This window comes from Burkholderia sp. AU6039, assembly GCF_002223365.1.
GTDB lineage: Bacteria > Pseudomonadota > Gammaproteobacteria > Burkholderiales > Burkholderiaceae > Burkholderia.
In genome coordinates this window covers 81,597-97,783 of the sequence record NZ_NKFK01000010.1, presented here as the reverse complement: position 1 = coordinate 97,783, position 16,187 = coordinate 81,597, and the positions used below count along the sequence as shown (strand labels likewise).

The 16,187-nt window shown below is 61.4% G+C and carries 16 protein-coding genes; 10 read left to right on the top strand and 6 right to left on the bottom strand.

Annotated features, from left to right (window positions below; all coding sequences use genetic code 11):
* The first annotated feature begins 4 nt into the window (after window positions 1–4).
* From CFB39_RS38100 to CFB39_RS38075, 6 genes are read left to right on the top strand one after another with little or no spacing between them, the layout of a single operon-like run.
* Window positions 5–1,333: a type 4b pilus protein PilO2 gene (locus CFB39_RS38100; RefSeq protein ID WP_089476939.1), complete on the top strand. Its 1,329-nt coding sequence runs from the start codon at window positions 5–7 to the stop codon at window positions 1,331–1,333.
* Window positions 1,320–1,898, top strand: a complete 579-nt coding sequence (locus CFB39_RS38095; protein ID WP_089476921.1) for a hypothetical protein — start codon at window positions 1,320–1,322, stop codon at window positions 1,896–1,898. The genes CFB39_RS38100 and CFB39_RS38095 overlap by 14 nt, the downstream gene beginning before the upstream one ends.
* Entirely contained in the window at window positions 1,895–4,207 is a 2,313-nt protein-coding gene (locus CFB39_RS38090; RefSeq protein WP_089476920.1) for an ATPase, T2SS/T4P/T4SS family, read from the top strand. The genes CFB39_RS38095 and CFB39_RS38090 overlap by 4 nt, the downstream gene beginning before the upstream one ends.
* A complete protein-coding gene (locus CFB39_RS38085; protein ID WP_060321779.1) occupies window positions 4,204–5,328 on the top strand; it encodes a hypothetical protein in 1,125 nt (374 codons plus the stop codon). Before CFB39_RS38090 ends, CFB39_RS38085 begins: the two co-directional genes overlap by 4 nt.
* A gap of 19 nt (window positions 5,329–5,347) precedes the next feature.
* Window positions 5,348–5,938, top strand: a complete 591-nt coding sequence (locus CFB39_RS38080) for a type 4 pilus major pilin (RefSeq protein ID WP_060321776.1) — start codon at window positions 5,348–5,350, stop codon at window positions 5,936–5,938.
* Window positions 5,939–5,947: 9 nt separating this feature from the next.
* On the top strand, window positions 5,948–7,150 hold the full coding sequence (locus tag CFB39_RS38075) for a hypothetical protein (RefSeq protein WP_089476919.1): 1,203 nt from the start codon (window positions 5,948–5,950) through the stop codon (window positions 7,148–7,150).
* Between the two features lie 851 nt (window positions 7,151–8,001).
* On the opposite strand, the gene CFB39_RS38065 is transcribed toward CFB39_RS38075, so the two are convergent.
* The 6 genes from CFB39_RS38065 to CFB39_RS38040 form a co-directional block, all read right to left on the bottom strand.
* Window positions 8,002–9,021 carry a CAP domain-containing protein gene (locus CFB39_RS38065; protein WP_089476917.1) on the bottom strand — a complete coding sequence of 340 codons (1,020 nt, stop codon included), beginning with the start codon at window positions 9,019–9,021 and terminating at the stop codon, window positions 8,002–8,004.
* Window positions 9,022–9,242: 221 nt separating this feature from the next.
* Window positions 9,243–9,608 (bottom strand): hypothetical protein, encoded by a 366-nt coding sequence (locus CFB39_RS38060; RefSeq protein ID WP_089476916.1) that lies wholly within the window; start codon window positions 9,606–9,608, stop codon window positions 9,243–9,245.
* A 7-nt stretch (window positions 9,609–9,615) separates the two neighbouring features.
* Window positions 9,616–9,810 carry a hypothetical protein gene (locus CFB39_RS38055; RefSeq protein WP_089476915.1) on the bottom strand — a complete coding sequence of 65 codons (195 nt, stop codon included), beginning with the start codon at window positions 9,808–9,810 and terminating at the stop codon, window positions 9,616–9,618.
* Window positions 9,800–10,999, bottom strand: coding sequence for a FlhC family transcriptional regulator (locus tag CFB39_RS38050; RefSeq protein WP_060321758.1), 1,200 nt, complete (start codon window positions 10,997–10,999; stop codon window positions 9,800–9,802). Before CFB39_RS38050 ends, CFB39_RS38055 begins: the two co-directional genes overlap by 11 nt.
* 53 nt (window positions 11,000–11,052) lie before the next feature.
* Window positions 11,053–12,288 carry a hypothetical protein gene (locus CFB39_RS38045; protein ID WP_060321755.1) on the bottom strand — a complete coding sequence of 412 codons (1,236 nt, stop codon included), beginning with the start codon at window positions 12,286–12,288 and terminating at the stop codon, window positions 11,053–11,055.
* 230 nt (window positions 12,289–12,518) lie between these two features.
* Complete coding sequence (locus CFB39_RS38040) at window positions 12,519–13,220, bottom strand: nuclease-related domain-containing protein (protein WP_089476914.1); 702 nt, start codon at window positions 13,218–13,220, stop codon at window positions 12,519–12,521.
* 424 nt (window positions 13,221–13,644) lie between these two features.
* On the opposite strand from CFB39_RS38040, the gene CFB39_RS38035 reads away from it, so the two are divergent.
* The 4 genes from CFB39_RS38035 (at window position 13,645) to CFB39_RS38020 (ending at window position 15,960) form a co-directional block, all read left to right on the top strand.
* Window positions 13,645–14,004 (top strand): hypothetical protein, encoded by a 360-nt coding sequence (locus CFB39_RS38035; protein WP_089476913.1) that lies wholly within the window; start codon window positions 13,645–13,647, stop codon window positions 14,002–14,004.
* Between the two features lie 113 nt (window positions 14,005–14,117).
* Entirely contained in the window at window positions 14,118–14,564 is a 447-nt protein-coding gene (locus CFB39_RS38030; RefSeq protein WP_060349431.1) for a hypothetical protein, read from the top strand.
* Entirely contained in the window at window positions 14,555–15,394 is an 840-nt protein-coding gene (locus CFB39_RS38025) for a hypothetical protein (RefSeq protein ID WP_089476912.1), read from the top strand. The genes CFB39_RS38030 and CFB39_RS38025 overlap by 10 nt, the downstream gene beginning before the upstream one ends.
* 11 nt (window positions 15,395–15,405) lie before the next feature.
* Entirely contained in the window at window positions 15,406–15,960 is a 555-nt protein-coding gene (locus CFB39_RS38020) for a single-stranded DNA-binding protein (protein WP_089476911.1), read from the top strand.
* Window positions 15,961–16,187: the final 227 nt, after the last annotated feature.

The following is a 16,187-nucleotide window of genomic DNA, read 5'->3' as shown; positions in this document are numbered from 1 at the left end:
GGCCATGATGCACATCACAGAACCTTTGCCGACCGACAAGCGCTCTCGACTTGTTTTCGGCGTCGAGTGGCGGGCCTACCCGGTTAAGGGGGGGAAGGCTGAACGTCGCCGCTACGCCGATGCTTTCGACGCCACGCACTTCGTCGAGTACAAGGTCGGTGCCGAGTTGATCGGTGGCTTTGCGAGACCAGACGCGCCGGAAGTGAAGGGCGCGCGCCTCTACTCGGGCGCCGCGCGTGTCGCACTGCACGTTCGACTCAAGGATCGGGCCGCGGCGCTTGTTCTGCTGCAGGACGGTCCGCGCGTCTACACGGTGTTCGTGGTCCGCGGCGCAGTTCGCAGCGATGAGGTCTTGTCGCCCGAGGCAGCGCTGGCGCGACGTATTGAAATCGAGCAGGAGTGCCTGAAAGGGAATCTGAGGCTCGACACGTTCGGCACGGGCGATCGGATCGGTGACGTCGACGAGCCATTTCAGGCGAGCGAGCTGCTGGGGAACCGCAAGGTCGGACGCATCGCGAAGCTCCCGGTTTCGGTGCCGACGTCTATCCCCGTGGCCGTCATTGTGGCGGGCGCGATTTTCGGTGTTCCGAGGGTCATGGACGCGCTGTCCCCGCCACCGGCACCGCCGCGTGCGCCGACATTTGCGGAACAGTACGCCGCTGCAGTTCATGATGCTTTCGTTCGCATGCAGCCGAGAGCGTCCGAATTGGCGCCCGCGCTGCTAGCTGCCGTGGGCGGCAAGCAGACCGTGATCAAGGGGTGGCTGTTCCAGGAAGCAAACTGTCCGTCCTCGGGGTTCTGCACCCTCACGTTCCGCCGCAACGGAGGCACGTTCTCAGGCTTCGATCAGGCGGCGACGGCCGACATGCGACCGGTGAAGTTTGCGCGCGACGGTCGCTCCCTCGAGTGGCGCGGCCCGGCGGTTCCAAAGGTCGCGTCGCTGAAGGAGAGTGAGTCGAAAAGCTGGCCGGCGACGCAGGCCTTTATCGAGATGCTTCAAACGCCCCCGCAGCGCATGTCGGCCACGCCGCTCGAGCTTCGCGCCTATGGATACGTCGTGACGCTCCAAGAGCCGCGACCTCTCATTGCGACGGCGGGCGCAGGCGACGGCGCACACGTGGGGCGGCTACTCAAACAGGGTGACTGGACGATCGAGGGTTTCCGCTGGCAATCGCCGCTGCTTTCCAAGCTGCCCCCCAACATGACGCTCGAATCGCTGAAGGTCGAGCTGCGTCTCAACGAAGGCGCGAGCGCGATCCCCAACAAGGATACGGGCGACTCGTCGTATGGCATCCACTTCACCGCGCAGGGCAAATACTATGTTTTCGATTAAGCACGCACTCATTGCGGCGGGTGTGGGTCTCGCCGCGTCCGCACATGCGGGGCCGGTCGCCGGCAGTCTGTCGATCGACGATATCGATCAGTTGGCACGCGCGAACATCGCCCGTCAGCTCGGCGGAGGCGCCGTCGGTAGCGGCATGCTGCCACCCGGTGCCATGTCGCTACCGCAGCCCGGGATAGCGGCAAGCGGTGTCGTCGTGGACGGTTCTGCCAAACCGGTCGAGAAGCCGCCGCGGCCACCCCGGCCGCACGCCGAGCCGGTCTCGTTCCTCGGCGCATTCAACGACGAGGCGGGTGGTCACGTCCTGTATTCGTTCCGCGATGCAATCTATCCAGCACGCGTTGGCGCGACGTTGATCAACGGCTGGAGCGTCAAGAGCGTTGATGGCTACGCAGTGACGGTGGCCGAAGGCAAGCGCACGTGGAAGGAGCCGATTCGCGGCGCAGCGCCGATCCAGTCGCCGGCCGCAAACGCTGTTCGTTCGCTGGTTGATCTCGGTTCCCCGTTGCCTGCCGGCGCGCCGTTGCCGGGCATTCCGCTCGGAGGTTCGCAATGAGCTTCTTCGCGGAAATGGAGCCCCAGGAACCGGCGAAGCGCGGTTTGCTCGGCAGGCTCAAGGCGTTCACGGCGGGCTTTACCGATAGCTCCTCATCTTCGATGCAGATTGTTGGTCGGGAGCCGATCGACGGTGGCGATAGTGTGGTTGCGGCCGAACCGAGTGGTGTTCGGGAACCGCGCTTCAAATCGTCGAGCAAGCCGCTGAACCCGCGGCAAGCGAACCAGGGTCAGCCGATGACGATGGGCATGATGCTGCGTCGCGCGCAGGAGGAAGCAGAGGACGTAGCGATCACCGGTGAAGGAAGCAATCGAGAATGGCGCGGGAAGCCAGAGGGCGGCGTGGCCGCTCAAGCAGCGCAACAAGCAAAGAATGACACGGTAGCGGCAGGCGGATCACGGTCGGCGGCGCCAATGGAGGACGGAGGCAGGCATATCCCGCTGGGGCCGGCGCCCGAAGTAGACCTGCCCGCTGACCAGGCAGCCGACATGCTGCAGGAGCACGCAGGTGCGTTCGACCCGAACGAGCGGGCGCATACGAATGCCACGCCGGACGTCGAGGAGGCGTCGGAGTGGGCATCGGGCTACGACGTTCCGCCCACCGTCCGACGCATCGGGACGGACGTGACCGAGACGCCTGAGATTCCTGTTGAGAGTGCTCGACCCCGTCTCGTCCATGCCGAATCGCTCAACTTCAAGCGGGTGCTGTGCCAGCGCGATGAGCATGCGGCGCTCACGGTGACGGAGTCGGCCCGGCGCGAATTCATTGCGGTCGAACTGCAGGCCGGCATCTCGATCGTGGTGGCCACTCCTCGTTTCCACGAGAGTCAGTTGTATTCGACGTACCTGAAGGATCTCGCACGCGCTGATATCGCAGTCCACGAGGAGATGGTCGCGGACGAAACGGTCATTGCCTCGCTTTACGGCGAGGAGAAGCAACGAGCGGCGACCGTGGTTCCGGAATCGTCCCGCGCGATCGGCATGTTCCGCGATGTGATCGAAGATGCTCATGGGTATGACGCGAGTGACGTCCACTGGGAGTATCGGGACTTCGCCGATAACGTCGAGCTGCGCTTGCGGGTCGATGGCGAGATGTACGCGTATCGACGGTTGCCCAAGCCGATGGTGCGAAAAGCACTGTCAGCGGCGTATCAGGATCTCGTTCAGCGCAACACGAACTCAGGTGAATCGTTTCAAATGACGGCGCCGCAGTCCGCGATGATTCCGCTCGTCGCGCACACTGACATCGTGAACATCCGCTGGCAAAGCGCGCCCCTCGTCGGTGGCTTTGACGTCGCGCTGCGATTGCTGGATGGAAATTTCAAGCGCGTTCGCGTGCTTATGCCTCATGAGATGGGGCTGGAAGCCAGTCAGCTCGAGATTCTCGACAGTCTCGGCAAGGTGACGGGCGGGGCGACCTTCCTGACAGGGGAGACGGGCTCCGCGAAGACGACACTGCTACGTGCGATGTCATATCTTGTCCCGAACCGCGATCGCATCAAGCAGTTCGCCGTGAATGAGCCGTCCGAGGTGCCGGCGCCCTGGCTGTCCGACATTTCTATTCAGCGTCGCCCGAACGAGACTGAAGATGACGCGAATCGCAAGGTCGTCGAAGTGATCCGCACGCTGATGCGGATGGATCCCGACGACCTGACGATCGGCGAAGTGCGTGACTCCGTGCTGGCGGGCTTGGTCGCAGAACTCGCGCTGACCGGGCATCCGGTCCGAGCGACTCTGCACGGCAACAGCATTCTCGGTGCCGTGATGCGCCTGGTCGGCGGGCGGCTCAAGTTGCCGATGGATGAAGTGGCATCGGGCAGCTTCCTGAATGCGGTGGGAAACCAGAAACTGATTCCGAAGCTCTGCCCGCATTGCAAGCGGCCCGCACGCGACGTGCTGTCGCTGGCGCAGATCGCGACGCTCGAGCGCAAGTTTGGGCTCGACACGTCGAACATGGCGTGCCGGGACGAGGATGGCTGCGAGCATTGTCGTCGCCCGGGGTTGCTCACCCGAGATGGCAAAGTCGCGGCCGGCATCAAGGGGCAGACGCTGGCAATGGAGCTGTACCGGCCGACGCCGGAGTTTCTCGCGCGCGTCTCCGCGCGAGATTGGCGAGGTGCCGAGCAGGTGTGGCGCACCAGTCGAAAGACCGGTTTTGCGGATGCGGACATGACGGGGAAGACTGTCTATGAGCACGCACTGTACAAGGCTTCGTGCGGGCTCATCGATCCTCGATTCATCGAGGAATCGATGTGCGCATTCGATGCGTACCGAGTGGCGCCCGACGCTGATGGGGGGATTCCATCGTGATCAAGTCGCTCGTCTACACCCTCTTCAGGATGCTTCCGCCGAAGGAGCGCCTGCGCATTTCAACCTGGCGGTTCAAGGCGATGCGGGAGATGTTCTATCGCGAGACGCGCCTCGATGTTGCGAAGAAGGGCCTGCGCAACAGCGAGACGCTGCTTGAGCGATTGGACACGCTCGAGCAGCGTCATCGAAAGCGGAAAAGCTTGTCGTGGTTGGCGTTCCAGAAGATCGCTCAACGCATGCGTGCCGGCGACGATTTCGCGATGGCGATGAAGCCGTTCATCCCGAACGATGAATTTGTACTGCTTGAGCTCGCGAGCGAATCGCCTCGCGACGATGCAGCGATCCGCGGTCTGGAGCTTGCCGAGATGGCGGCACACGCAAAGGGTGTCTTGTCGACAACGACGTCGATGCAGATGGCGTACCCGGCGTTCCTGTTGGTCTACCTCTATGCGTTTTGCGTGCTCTTCGGATCAGAAATTCTGCCGGCGACGCTGGACGTGCAGCCGCTCGAAAACTGGTCCTCGTTCGGGCAGTTCATCTACGCCTTCGATACCTTCTGCGCCGACTACTGGTGGCTGACGAGTTCCGTCGTCGCGGGATTGATTCTCGGCTACTTCCAAACGCTGAAGCGTTGGACGGGGAAGTTCAGAAACAAGGTCGACGCGATGCCGCTGATGTGGCGCAATCGGCGCGATCTGCGCGCGGCGTTGTTGATTGTCTCCCTCGCCGGTCTGTTCGACTCGGGCTTAACGCTGCGCGCCGCGCTGGACAAGCTCATCAGATCGGCCGATCCGTGGATGCGCTGGCACCTCCGGCAAATGAGCACGCGGCTGACTGCTAATCCGGACAAGCCGATGCAGGCGATGGATACCGGCATTTTTTCGGAGATGACGATCGACATCCTGACAGACGCGGCCGGGCGAGATCAGTTCGTCGAGTCGGTGAAGAGCCTTGGGCATAGCTCGCTGGATCGCGTTGTCGACGCGGTCCGACGGAACGCGAAGATCACCCACTACGTGCTGCTTGCCGTAGCGGTGCTGGTGTTCCTTGTCTTTGGCCTGGGTTCGTACCTTGCAACGGGGGCCGTCGCGTTTGGCGGGGGCCCTACCACCATCAACTAGAGATTCTAGGAGCCAACAATTGAAAACGTCCAACAAGCAGCTGGTGAAGCGTCCGTACATTGGCAAGGGCCGCCGCTGGCAAAAGGGTGAGCTTTCGCTGGTCGAAGCGGCCGGCGTGATGGCCGCTGCCGCACTGATCGCGCTGGCCGTATACATGGGGCGTGGATTCGTGATGGATCGAATTCACGCGATGCAGTTCAAGAGCGAGGCGCAAATTTTTCGAAGCGGGATTCAAGACGCAACGGCCGGCGAGACTGATTTTTCGAACGTGACGATGCTGTCGCTCACGCAGAACCGCGCGTTCGATTCGGCCGGCCGTCGGTTGAACAAGACGTCTGGTGCGCTGACCGGGATTTTCGGTGGTGCTGTCACCGCCGCTGCCGCGACGGTAACGGCGTCGAATGATGCGGTCGCACTGACGTACCCGGTACCGGCAACGGTCTGCGCGCTGTCGACAGATTCGATTGCGTCGGCCTATACGCAGATCAAGGTGAACAACACGACGATTTCCGGGCCGGGTATCACATACAACTCGAGCTCTGCGGCCACGGCATGCGCATCCGCTGGTGCCACCGCGAGCATCGTCTTATACGCGACGAAAGACAATTGAGGGCCTGCGATGCTCAGCATCATTGAAGTCGTGATCGTGCTGGTTGCCGCTGCGCTGATGACGCTGCAAGGAATCCAGCGCGACGTCGAGAAGCGTCGGCATGACGTGCTGAGCGTCGAAGGGGCGAACCAGGCGGTGATCAACGCCGCTTTGTCGAAGTGGGTGACGGACAAGTACGGCACGTTGGTGGGACAGATGGTCGGGGGCAAGACCACGCCCGTCACGCCTCCGACGTTCGCCGAGCTGCGCGCCGGTTCGTATCTGAAGGCGAACTATGCGGCCGGGCCGTTCTGGGGCGGCAGCTACATGATCCAGATGAGCGTCGGCCCGGACGATTGTGGGACTGGCACGACATCGTGCCAGGTGAGCTACGTTTTCTATTCGTCGAAGCCCGTGACCAGACTCGGTCAACCGGATGCTGCGGGCGCCGGCATCGTTGCGCAGGCAGCGGGGAATGGCTTCGGCTTCTCGACGTCCCAAAACTCGGCCGTGGTGCGTGGCCTCAACGGGGCGTGGACTGCCACCAATCCAGTGCCAGGAGCGCCGGCTGGCATCGTGATGGCAACAAACGGTCCTTCTTCGGACGGGAACTCGGTGTTTATCCGGCGCGATGGCTCGTTGAAGTGGACGGGGAGCCAGGACGTCAACGGGGTCGATTTGCACAACGTGGGCAACATCGACGCAACCGGGACGATCGCAGCGCCGACACTTGCTGCGTCGAACGTTGCGATCAGCAACGCGGTGCGAAGCCCCGGGACGCTCGCCGTGCAGAACGCGGACGGGACGGCGCCAGCGCCGATTTCAACGGGCGATAGCACCGTGAATGGCCAGCTGCAGGTGACGCAGACGATCACACCGGGCGCCGTTGCAACGCCGCGCGCATGGTGTCCGACAAATGGCGCGATGGCACAAAACAGCGATGGCCGCGGACAGGTGTTGTCTTGTCAGGACCACGCCTGGTTGCCGATCGGTGGGCCAGCGCTCAGGCACGGGTACTTCATGGTCCAGAACGGTTGGGGGGTCCCGGCTCCGAATTGCGCGACAGGCGGGACGCCACAGATCGTTTTCAGCCCGGTGAGCTTCTACGTGAATCCGACGGCGACTGTGAACGTTTCAGCCTCGGGCAGCGGCCCGTGGACAGTGTTTATTACAGACGGGAACGGCAATGGGATCGGCGGCACCGCAGTCGTTGAAACGTATTGCTCGTACTGAGGGGAGAGGCAAGTGAAAAGTTGGAAGAAGTGGTACTTGGCCGTGTTGCTGTCAATTGGGGCGAGCAGCGCGTTTGCAGACGGTTCGTGCCAGTCTGGGTTCAGTCTTCGGTCGTATCCGTTCTACGACAAGGCCGGTGCTTATATCGGCATGCGGCAGGCTTGCGCGCCGATCCCGTGTACACCGGGCTATCAGGATTCGACGTGCGCCGCGCCGTTGCGTAATGGGGCAATTCCACAACCCCAGTGCCAATCCGGCGCGGGTTGGACGACCGTGGCTGCGTCGGTATGGCAAGGTTCGAGATGGTCGGAGCCGCAGTGCAGTTTTCAATCCCCTCCATCCTGCCCTGCAGGATTTGACATGCTTTCGCCACCAACGTGGAACGGACAATCATGGGGGGCGCCGACGTGTGCGGCACCGCTGCCACCGGCTCCGGTCATCGATCCAAACGTCGTTTGTACAGCCGCAGCGAACAGTCACACAATGACCGACTTCGACAATGAGTTCTTCAAGTCCGTTGATCAATCGATCACGAGGAATGCGCCGTTCCGAGCTGACGGGCTCTGGAGGGACTGGAGCACGATCCCAGGGAAGAATCCAAACTACCCGTACGGCGTGGGTTACCGCGGTGACGTTGTTTTCTATGGTCTATTGAGCGGGCCTTGGTACAACAAGCAGAACGCATGCAGCCAACAGAATCGGTGGGAATCGTTCTGCTACGTGAACCCGTCCACGGGCGGAGTTGATTTCTTCTGGGTGAATACAACTGGCGCGGGCAGTGGTCAATGCAACCACTAGGCTAAGCGAAAAAAAAAGAGGACCAGCGGTCCTCTTTTTTATTTTTGCCGGAGTTAGCCGGCGGAGCTTCCGGTGGTGAAAGTGAAGTTCCGGCTAAACGGTTGGCCGTTGACGGTGCCAGTGAGCGTTGCAGAGTACTGGGTGCTCGGTGACAACGGCGCCGTCGAGTAAGCAACCGCCGTGTTCTGCTGAACGAGCTTGTTCGGATCGCTCGAAGCGTTCAGAACTTGAAGTGCAATTTGGCCCGATGCACTGGTGAGGGTGGCGGTCGAAAGAGAAACGGTGTCAGTGATGTTGCCAACTACAGTAATCGGGGTCCCCCACATGCCGCTCACGTTGGGAGGTGTCGGCGTCTCGCCGCGCGAGGCATACGGAACACCAGTTACGCCCTGGCACGGAAACGTCAGCGGCGACGAGGCGAGCTGAACAGTCGACGTGTTTCGGAGGGAGATAGACTGCCACGCGGTCGTGACGTTTGTTCCCTGAACCGCGGATTGGGTTTCATACTCGCCGAATCCAGCCAATTCCGTCGGATACATTACGGCGCTCAGGTGATATACACCCGCGACCAGCGAATTCACGAAGCCCGTGCCTGCAATACCTTGCGAGAATCCGTTGGAAGTGACCGCGAAGCCGCCCGAGACGCCTGCACCGACCGCGCTGGACGGAAAGCCAAAGTGAGTCGCGCGGTCAGCATAGGTGGCACCGGTGAACCCTTGATTACCGCTCACCTCCGAGTCGGTGACACCGTTATTCAGGCCCATATACTGAGCATGAGCCTGAGAGGCTTGGTCAAGCACGGTGTTCTGCTTTAGCGCCGGGAAGCCACACTGGGTGCGGTACTGGTTCAGGAGGTTCAGCGCCGCAAGCTGCGCGCTGCCGGCCGCGTATTGAGGGCTGTCGACCGTACCCGGAACCGTCGTTGCCGGCGTGCCGGGGTTGGACGGATTGGGGTTGTTGCCAGTCGAACCCGCGTTCGTGCTGCCACCATCGCCACCGCCACCGCAGGCCGCGAGCGCGAGCAGCGAAGCCGCCGCGAGTGCGGAAAGGCCGATGGTCGTGATCTTCTTCATTGTTGGTCCTCGTATTGTTATCGGGTGCGCACCTTGCGAGCCCTTGAATCCATCCTACCGATGCGGCGGCGAAGTCAAGTTCGCGCGGCCGACGGCCCATTTTTAGAAATGGCCTGGGCGAGCCAAAAAACGCCAATTCTAAATTACGGTTAGATTTCGTCAGACTTAATGGTGAATTGGCAAAAAAATCCCGCCATCTGGCGGGAATCAATGGTGGTCGGTCATCTGAGCTTGCGCCGCTTCCAGTGGAATATCCGCAGTCCGATGAAGGCCACGCCCAGCAATGCGGTCGACTTGTACGGAATTGCCGTTGACACAACGGGGACTGCTGCCGTACCGACGTACATGCAGGTGAGGGCGACCAGCACCTTACCGAACCACGGCCTGGCCAGCATTCCAAGCACCGGCGGCGGCTGACTTCCAACCCAATCGGGATAGGCCTCATTGATCTGCTCGAGCTCGAACGACTCGGCCCTCGTCTCGCGCTGCGCTTGATAAAACCGTTCGTATCGCTCGAATCGGCCGTCCCCGCGGCCTTCGAGCCAGGCAGCGTTACTTTCGGCGACGAGATAGGCGAGGTCGTCCATGTGTCCGTTAATGAACGTAGACCGCTGCCCACGGCAGCGCGGCTCGGACGTCGACGATGACTCGGCCGTCCGCCTCGGAGTAGTACTGTTCGGTTTCGACGTCGTACCACGCAAACTGCGGTCGGCGATCGCCGTTGATTACGATCAGGCTCGCCGGCAGGTCGGGGAGGGCGTGAAGAGCCGCGCAATCGTTATTCGCCATTGCGCGTCCTCGCCTTGGTGCTACGCCGCTTCGCGCCAAGCTGTCCCGTGCAGGCCGGGCAGTCGAAGCTATGGTGCATTTCGATCTTGGTATCGTTGTTGCTGACGATGTATTCCGTGCGGCAGGTTCGGCACGGTGCGATCGTGAGCCGGTTGTCGGCCGCCATCGCCCGCGTCAGGTTGCAGCCTCGGTCGACGGAGATCGCGTGTTGGCCACCGAAGATCTGCTGGTAGACGTCGTTGGTTGCGATCAGCGCTTGCGGTGCGTTGGCACCTGAAGCGAGCGCCGCGCGGTACAGCCACGTGAAGATCGTTCCGTGCAGGCGATTGGTCGGTGTCTCGACAAACCAGTTGAGCGAGTTCGGCGTGTTGCCGCATGGTGAGCTGGTGCCGTGCATCTCGACATACCGTTGGCGCATCGCGTTTTGATTCAGGCGAAACAGGCTGGCGGCTGTCGACGCGCGGCAACCATACGCCATCAGCGCATGTGCGTACGTCTCGTTCTTCTCGCGGGGCAAGCGCAGTTCGCTCCAGCCGGCCTTGCCGGGCGCGCTGTTCATCCTGATCGGCGAGGTCGCCATGATCTGGTGTGCCACCATCTCGTCGGTCAGATCGCTGGCGGTGAACTGATACCAGAAGGTCGGCGTGTTGAAGCGCCAGCGAAACAGCGGCAGTCCGTTCATTCGACCGAGCGCAATCCGCAGCTTGTAGGTCGGCACGGACGCGAGGTAGGCGACCACTTCGGTCTTGACGCCGAGAAGCGGAGCGGCCAGTACGCTGAGGTGAATGACGCTCGTGACCAGATCAAGGAAGACCCGGTTGTGCTGTTCGACCGAGAACTTCGCGAGGGCGTCCAGCGGCGGAAGCTTGCGAATCAGCTGGTCGACCGCGACGGTTGTGGGGGTGTCGTCGACGAAGCAGCGCCAGTCCTCTACCGACTCGAGGGTCGGGGCGACCATCAAGAACGGCGTACGCAGGAGATTGCGCAGCGAGCTCTCGTTGTGTTTGACGTGATCGATTTCTTTGCGTTCGACGGCGAGGATGCCGTTGAAATCGCCATTCATTTCGAGCAGCCACTTCATCTGATCGACGAGGTCGAAGTTTGTCACCTGGATGCGCTCGGCCAACCAGCTGGGTACGTACAGTCGCTCGATCGAACGGTAGGTCTCGCGCGAGTTTTTCTTGTCCATTTTTTTTGAGTCTCTCTTCTACTGCACAACAATAATGCGTGGCCCGGGAAAAATCAGACGCGTGCGGCCGCCGTGACCTCACCGTGGAATTTGCCGATCAGGTCACTGAAGGCCTGGAACAGCGGTTTGAAGCGGGTCGGGTTTCCGTCTGCGGTCGCGAGCAGCTGCGCGCTGTGATAGTCCTGAACGAAGGAACTGAAGGTATCGATCAGCCCACGGATCCTCTTTTCGAGCACCTCGCTCGCTTCGATCGACGCGCGGTGCTCTTGGGCACGCGCCTCGAGCTCGGAAAGTTGCGCTTGCGCCTGCTCCAGCTTTGCGCTCGCGGCCTCGAACTCGGCCAGCTTGGCGTTCATCGCATCTTGCAGGGTCGTGTAGGCTTCCGGCAGCGTTGGCACCGGGACCTCTGTCTTCACCGGGTTTGCTTTGAGCTTGACGATTTCGGCAGTGAGCTGCTCGACTTCACGTTCTTTGGTCGCGATCGTGTGCTGCAGTGTGCTGACCTGCTTGCCGGTCGAGGCGAGCGAAACCTGAGTCTCCTGCGCTTTTTCTTTCTCCCGGGCTTGCTCCTGCCGCACGTTGGTGAGTTCGGACGACAGGCGATCGATCTCTTTCTGAGCGTCGTCCAGCCGGCCGAGCGAGGCATGCAGCTGCGAAGTTGCCTCCTCGATGCTGTTGTCCTTTCCGGCGATCTGGTCTTCCAGCGTCGCGATGAGCTTTTTGACTTCGCTCTTCGTGAGCGTCGGGTCATCACGCTTCGCTTCGATTACCTTCTCGATGATGTCGTCGCCGATGTGGTTGTGCACCAGCAGCGACATATCGCTGTACGTCAACATTTCGACCGCGCCGATGTTGCTCGAAAACTTGTTGTAGACACGGATGTACAGGCTGACCGACGACTTCGACTTCTGGAAGACCTTGGTGAGGAAGGAGTAAACCAGCTCGGCGGCCCGGTTCCTGACCTTCTGGTTGTCGCCCTGGGTGCTGACGAAATGGCCGATGACGGATGCGTGGATGTGAGCAAAATTGCCGCCGATCCGCATGTGCTCCTGCAGGATCTTGCGCGTCGAGTGGGCGACTTCCTCACTTTCCTGAATGATTGTTCTAATCAGACTGTCCGGCAGACCGGTGAACGTCTCGCGGGCGGCGGTGGTAAGTTCCAGCTGGTCCGGCACATGCGCGAACGTGGCTTTCAGTTCGAGATCGGCGTCCGCCGACGTCGCATTGTCGGGAACGGTAGGGTTGAAGTTCTCGTCGTCTTCGGGTTTCTTCGACGGCTTTTTGGACAAAGCGCTCTCCAGTAGAGGATGGGCCTTCCCTGGCACGGGTTCGGCGAATTGCCGGATCGGGGGACGCCCGTCCGACGAAAATGAGACCTGGCGGTCTGCACCAGCTTACGCGGCGCTTTTCAGTGCCACTGGGCGAAAGCTGCACGAAACAATGTGTCTTTCGCGGAAATGGCGCGCGTCGGCAATCTGAAACTAAAAGTTACAAAATGTTAGAAAATGTAAACCGGTGGTCATATGTTTACGGATGAATTTCCAGCAACTTTATGGCGATGAGTCGATAGTGCCGATCCGGTCGGATCGTCCACGCTCAGTCGTTTGACGACCCCCCACGCTGCCGGGACGTTGATGTCGGGGTTTGTGGAGTTAGTGTGGCGATCTCGTTGAGTACGCAACCAGTAGCCCAGGTCGCGAAGGGTGACGAGGGCGAGCGGAAGGTCGGGCGAGAGCGTGCAGTCATCGTTTGCGAAGACGCCGAGGCCCTGGACGTTCCAAATTGCTGGAAGTGTGCCGCGCAGGAAGGCAACCTTGGCCCGGTTCTGACTGATCGGCGATCGGCGTTCCTCCCGCTTGCCGCTCGGCAGGTGGCACACGACGGTATCGGCGCTGCTGCCAGGCGCGATAGCAGCGGCCCAGTTCTTGGTCTCGATCACGAAGATGCCAAACGGCGTGACGACGAGATGGTCGATTTCGGCAGTCGGGAACTCGGTGCCCGGCGCGTGCAGCAACAGCAGGGCGGTGGGGTGGACGTAGAAGTTGTCGCCGCAGAGCTGGGAAAGTACGCGACGCAGCTCGGCAAGCACGCGTGCCTCTCCAGCATCGCCCGACGCCTGGCTGCGCGTAATCGGGAGCGTCGATTGGCGACGGGGGTGAGCCTTCGTGTAGTGCTTGGCCAGTGCCCAGGCACCAGCGACAAGGATGAGAGTCCAGAACATTGGGATGCGCCTCGTTTGTGGAAGTGACGCGTCCAGTTTGCCTCGGCATTTTCGAAGTCAAGTTCCGGAGAAAGCTATACGTTTTTCTGGAGCATTCTCGGTTTAGCCCCTCAACCAGTTGCGTCGAGGCGGCGTGGTCAAAGCTGTACGCGTTTGGCGAGCATTCGATCTGGTCCTCGTACCGCAGCGGCTTACCCTAGCTCTATCACGCGTTTTCGACGCATCGACCTCTCTGAGCCGAAAGGCTCTGCCATTTCGCGGCTCGCCCGCGCCTTCCCTGTAATCGGCCTTGAGCGATTTCGTGCGCTGACCCTCGCGGTCGCGGACGAAAGCGCTTCGCGTCGATTTCCATGCTCGTTTCGAGCATCGAAACCACCGGGCCTTGTCCGGACATCCCCTTGTTCAATTTTCTCTGGAGAGAAAGATGTTGCAATCCCTGATCAGTGGCGCGTTCAAATCGCCCGGCAAGTTCCTCGCTTTGTGTTTCGCGGTCTATCTCGCGGCGCACTCGATTCTCGTGTTCGTCTTTCTGGCGATCGCAGGATTCGCCTACTTCAAGAGCCGTGCGAAGACTGCGCGTCGGGAGTCGGACCGCGATGCAGCTGACCGCCACGATCGTGACGAAAGTCCTCGGCATACGAACCACGCGCACGCAGCACCCGCGCATTCCGATGTGCAGACCCCGATCACTCCGCAGCGTCAGTACGCGAAGTCGGCCGTTGTCATCCCCATGAAGGCGGTGTCCAAACCGGCCGCCGAATCTCTGCAGACGGGCACGAAGTAAGTTGCCCCAGTCCGACCGTGCGAGGAAATTCGCACGGTCGCCCCCATCTCCCACCGGGAACCACGTTCCCGGTAAGGGGAATGAGGTGCCCGGTTGATATCCGGAGCACGCTCATGAAACCGCAAGTAGCTGGTTGGCAGCTCGACATGTTCGGCGGCGATTCGCCGATTCTCATCACCCCGCCTAAACCCGATCCATTGCCGGACCCCGACCTCTGGGAGCCGCACGTTCGGGAGAAGCTCGCCGAGGCCGTAGTCTTTTTCGCCCTCGACAGCCGGCATAGCGACAACGTCCCGGAGGCGTTGATCGACTGCGCAGAAATGCTCCATCAACGGCTGTGCAATCGGCCGGTGGACAAGGTCGATTACTACGCGACGCTCGGCTGGATCATGGAGCTCTGGACTGGAGCGATTCCGTACTCGGTCGTCTGCGCACTCGGTCGTGTACGGCCGCGCGCGATGCAAGACGCGATCCGCGACGTACCGCTGCTCAATTACGACTTCAATCGACTCAACCGCTGGTGCAGCGGTCAATTGTCGCTGGAGGCGCAATGGGCGTAGTCATGTTCTTCACGCGCGTGTTCGCTCAAGCCTTCCCGGGCAGTCCTCGGGCATCGGCGTCGACGGTTGAGCCGCCCTCGTCGTCGTGCGGCAGCGCAAAAGCTGTCGGCACGGGCGCGGACAACGAGACGCTCGTCACAATCGCCGGAATCGTCCATCTGTTCGTCGACGAAGGCGACTGTGTCGTCGAGTTCGTACCGCATTTCGATGACGCACCTGGCGGCACGTTGTTTGGCACGAAGATCCTGCCCGCGCTCGCGCCGCACTGGGCGATGTTGCATCAGCACTCGGTCCCGCTGAAGGACGCGATCGCGACAGCGATTCGCCGGGCAAGCGTACCGGCCACTGGCGCGATGGGCGTTGCATCACCAACCGCGGATACAGAACCTTGGTCGGGACGCTCGTCGGAAGTGGCGGAAACGCCGGCGGATGTGGAACGCGAAGTCGATCGCCAAACGTCCGCGCGTGAATCTGTTGGGTTCCGTTCTCCGCGTCGAGGTGTCGACGCCGAATCGAACCGCTCCGGTGCGGTGGAAGGACGGATCACCGGCTGGGGCGAAGAAACTTTCCCCGACCGTCGACCTGGCAAATCTCGAAGCTATCGGTCTTTTGCCCTTCGCCTCGAGACGAGACAGGGTGAACAGACTCTGCAGGGCGAAGGCCTGAAAGACGCGATCAGCGAGTGCGGTTGCCGCGTCGGTGAAATCGTCACTGTGAAGCGCCTCCGAAAGATCAAGGTGCCGGCGTTCCGTAAGGAAGACGGCTCACCCATTATGAAAAACGGTCAGCAAGTCATGTGGGACAAGTGGCTGTGGTCGATTACCAAGTGAAGGAGTTCTAGATGGCATCTGTTAACAAAGTGATCATCGTCGGCAATCTTGGCGCCGATCCGGAAGTGCGGTACCTGCCCAGTGGCGACGCAGTCGCGAACGTTCGCGTGGCGACGACCGATCGCTATAAGGACAAGGCGAGCGGTGACTACAAGGAAATGACCGAGTGGCATCGCGTCTCGTTCTTCGGCCGATTGGCCGAGATCGTGAGCGAGTACCTGAAAAAGGGCAGCTCGATCTACGTCGAAGGCCGCATCCGCACCCGCAAATGGCAGGGCCAGGACGGGCAGGATCGTTACTCGACCGAGATCGTTGCGGACCAGATGCAGATGCTCGGCGGCCGCAACGGCGGCGGTCGCGGTGACGGCGGTGGCCACGGTGGCGACAACGAGTTCGAGCAGGGCACGCGTCGTCAAACAAGCGCCCCGGCCTCACGACAGCCGTCCGGTCAGCCGCCAGCAAACGCTGCGGCCCGTCCGCAACCCTCGGCGCGCCCGCCGGCTCAGACGCAGGCGTATGGCGGTGGTGGTGGCTTCGATGAGATGGATGACGACATCCCTTTTTAGACTCCGACACTATTTAATTCGGTCTGATTCGAAGGGGTTCCCGTAAGGGCTCACCATCCCGATTCTCGCTCCCGTTTTTTCTCACCTATAGCGTGCGACGTGCCTTCGGGCACATCGCACGCCGTCTTCCTTCCCTCCCGCATTTCCCTGTTCCGCTGACGTTGCTGAACCAAGCCGACGCGCCCGCGCGCGGCTTCGTTGAGCAAGCGTTTCTGCGCCTGTCTCAG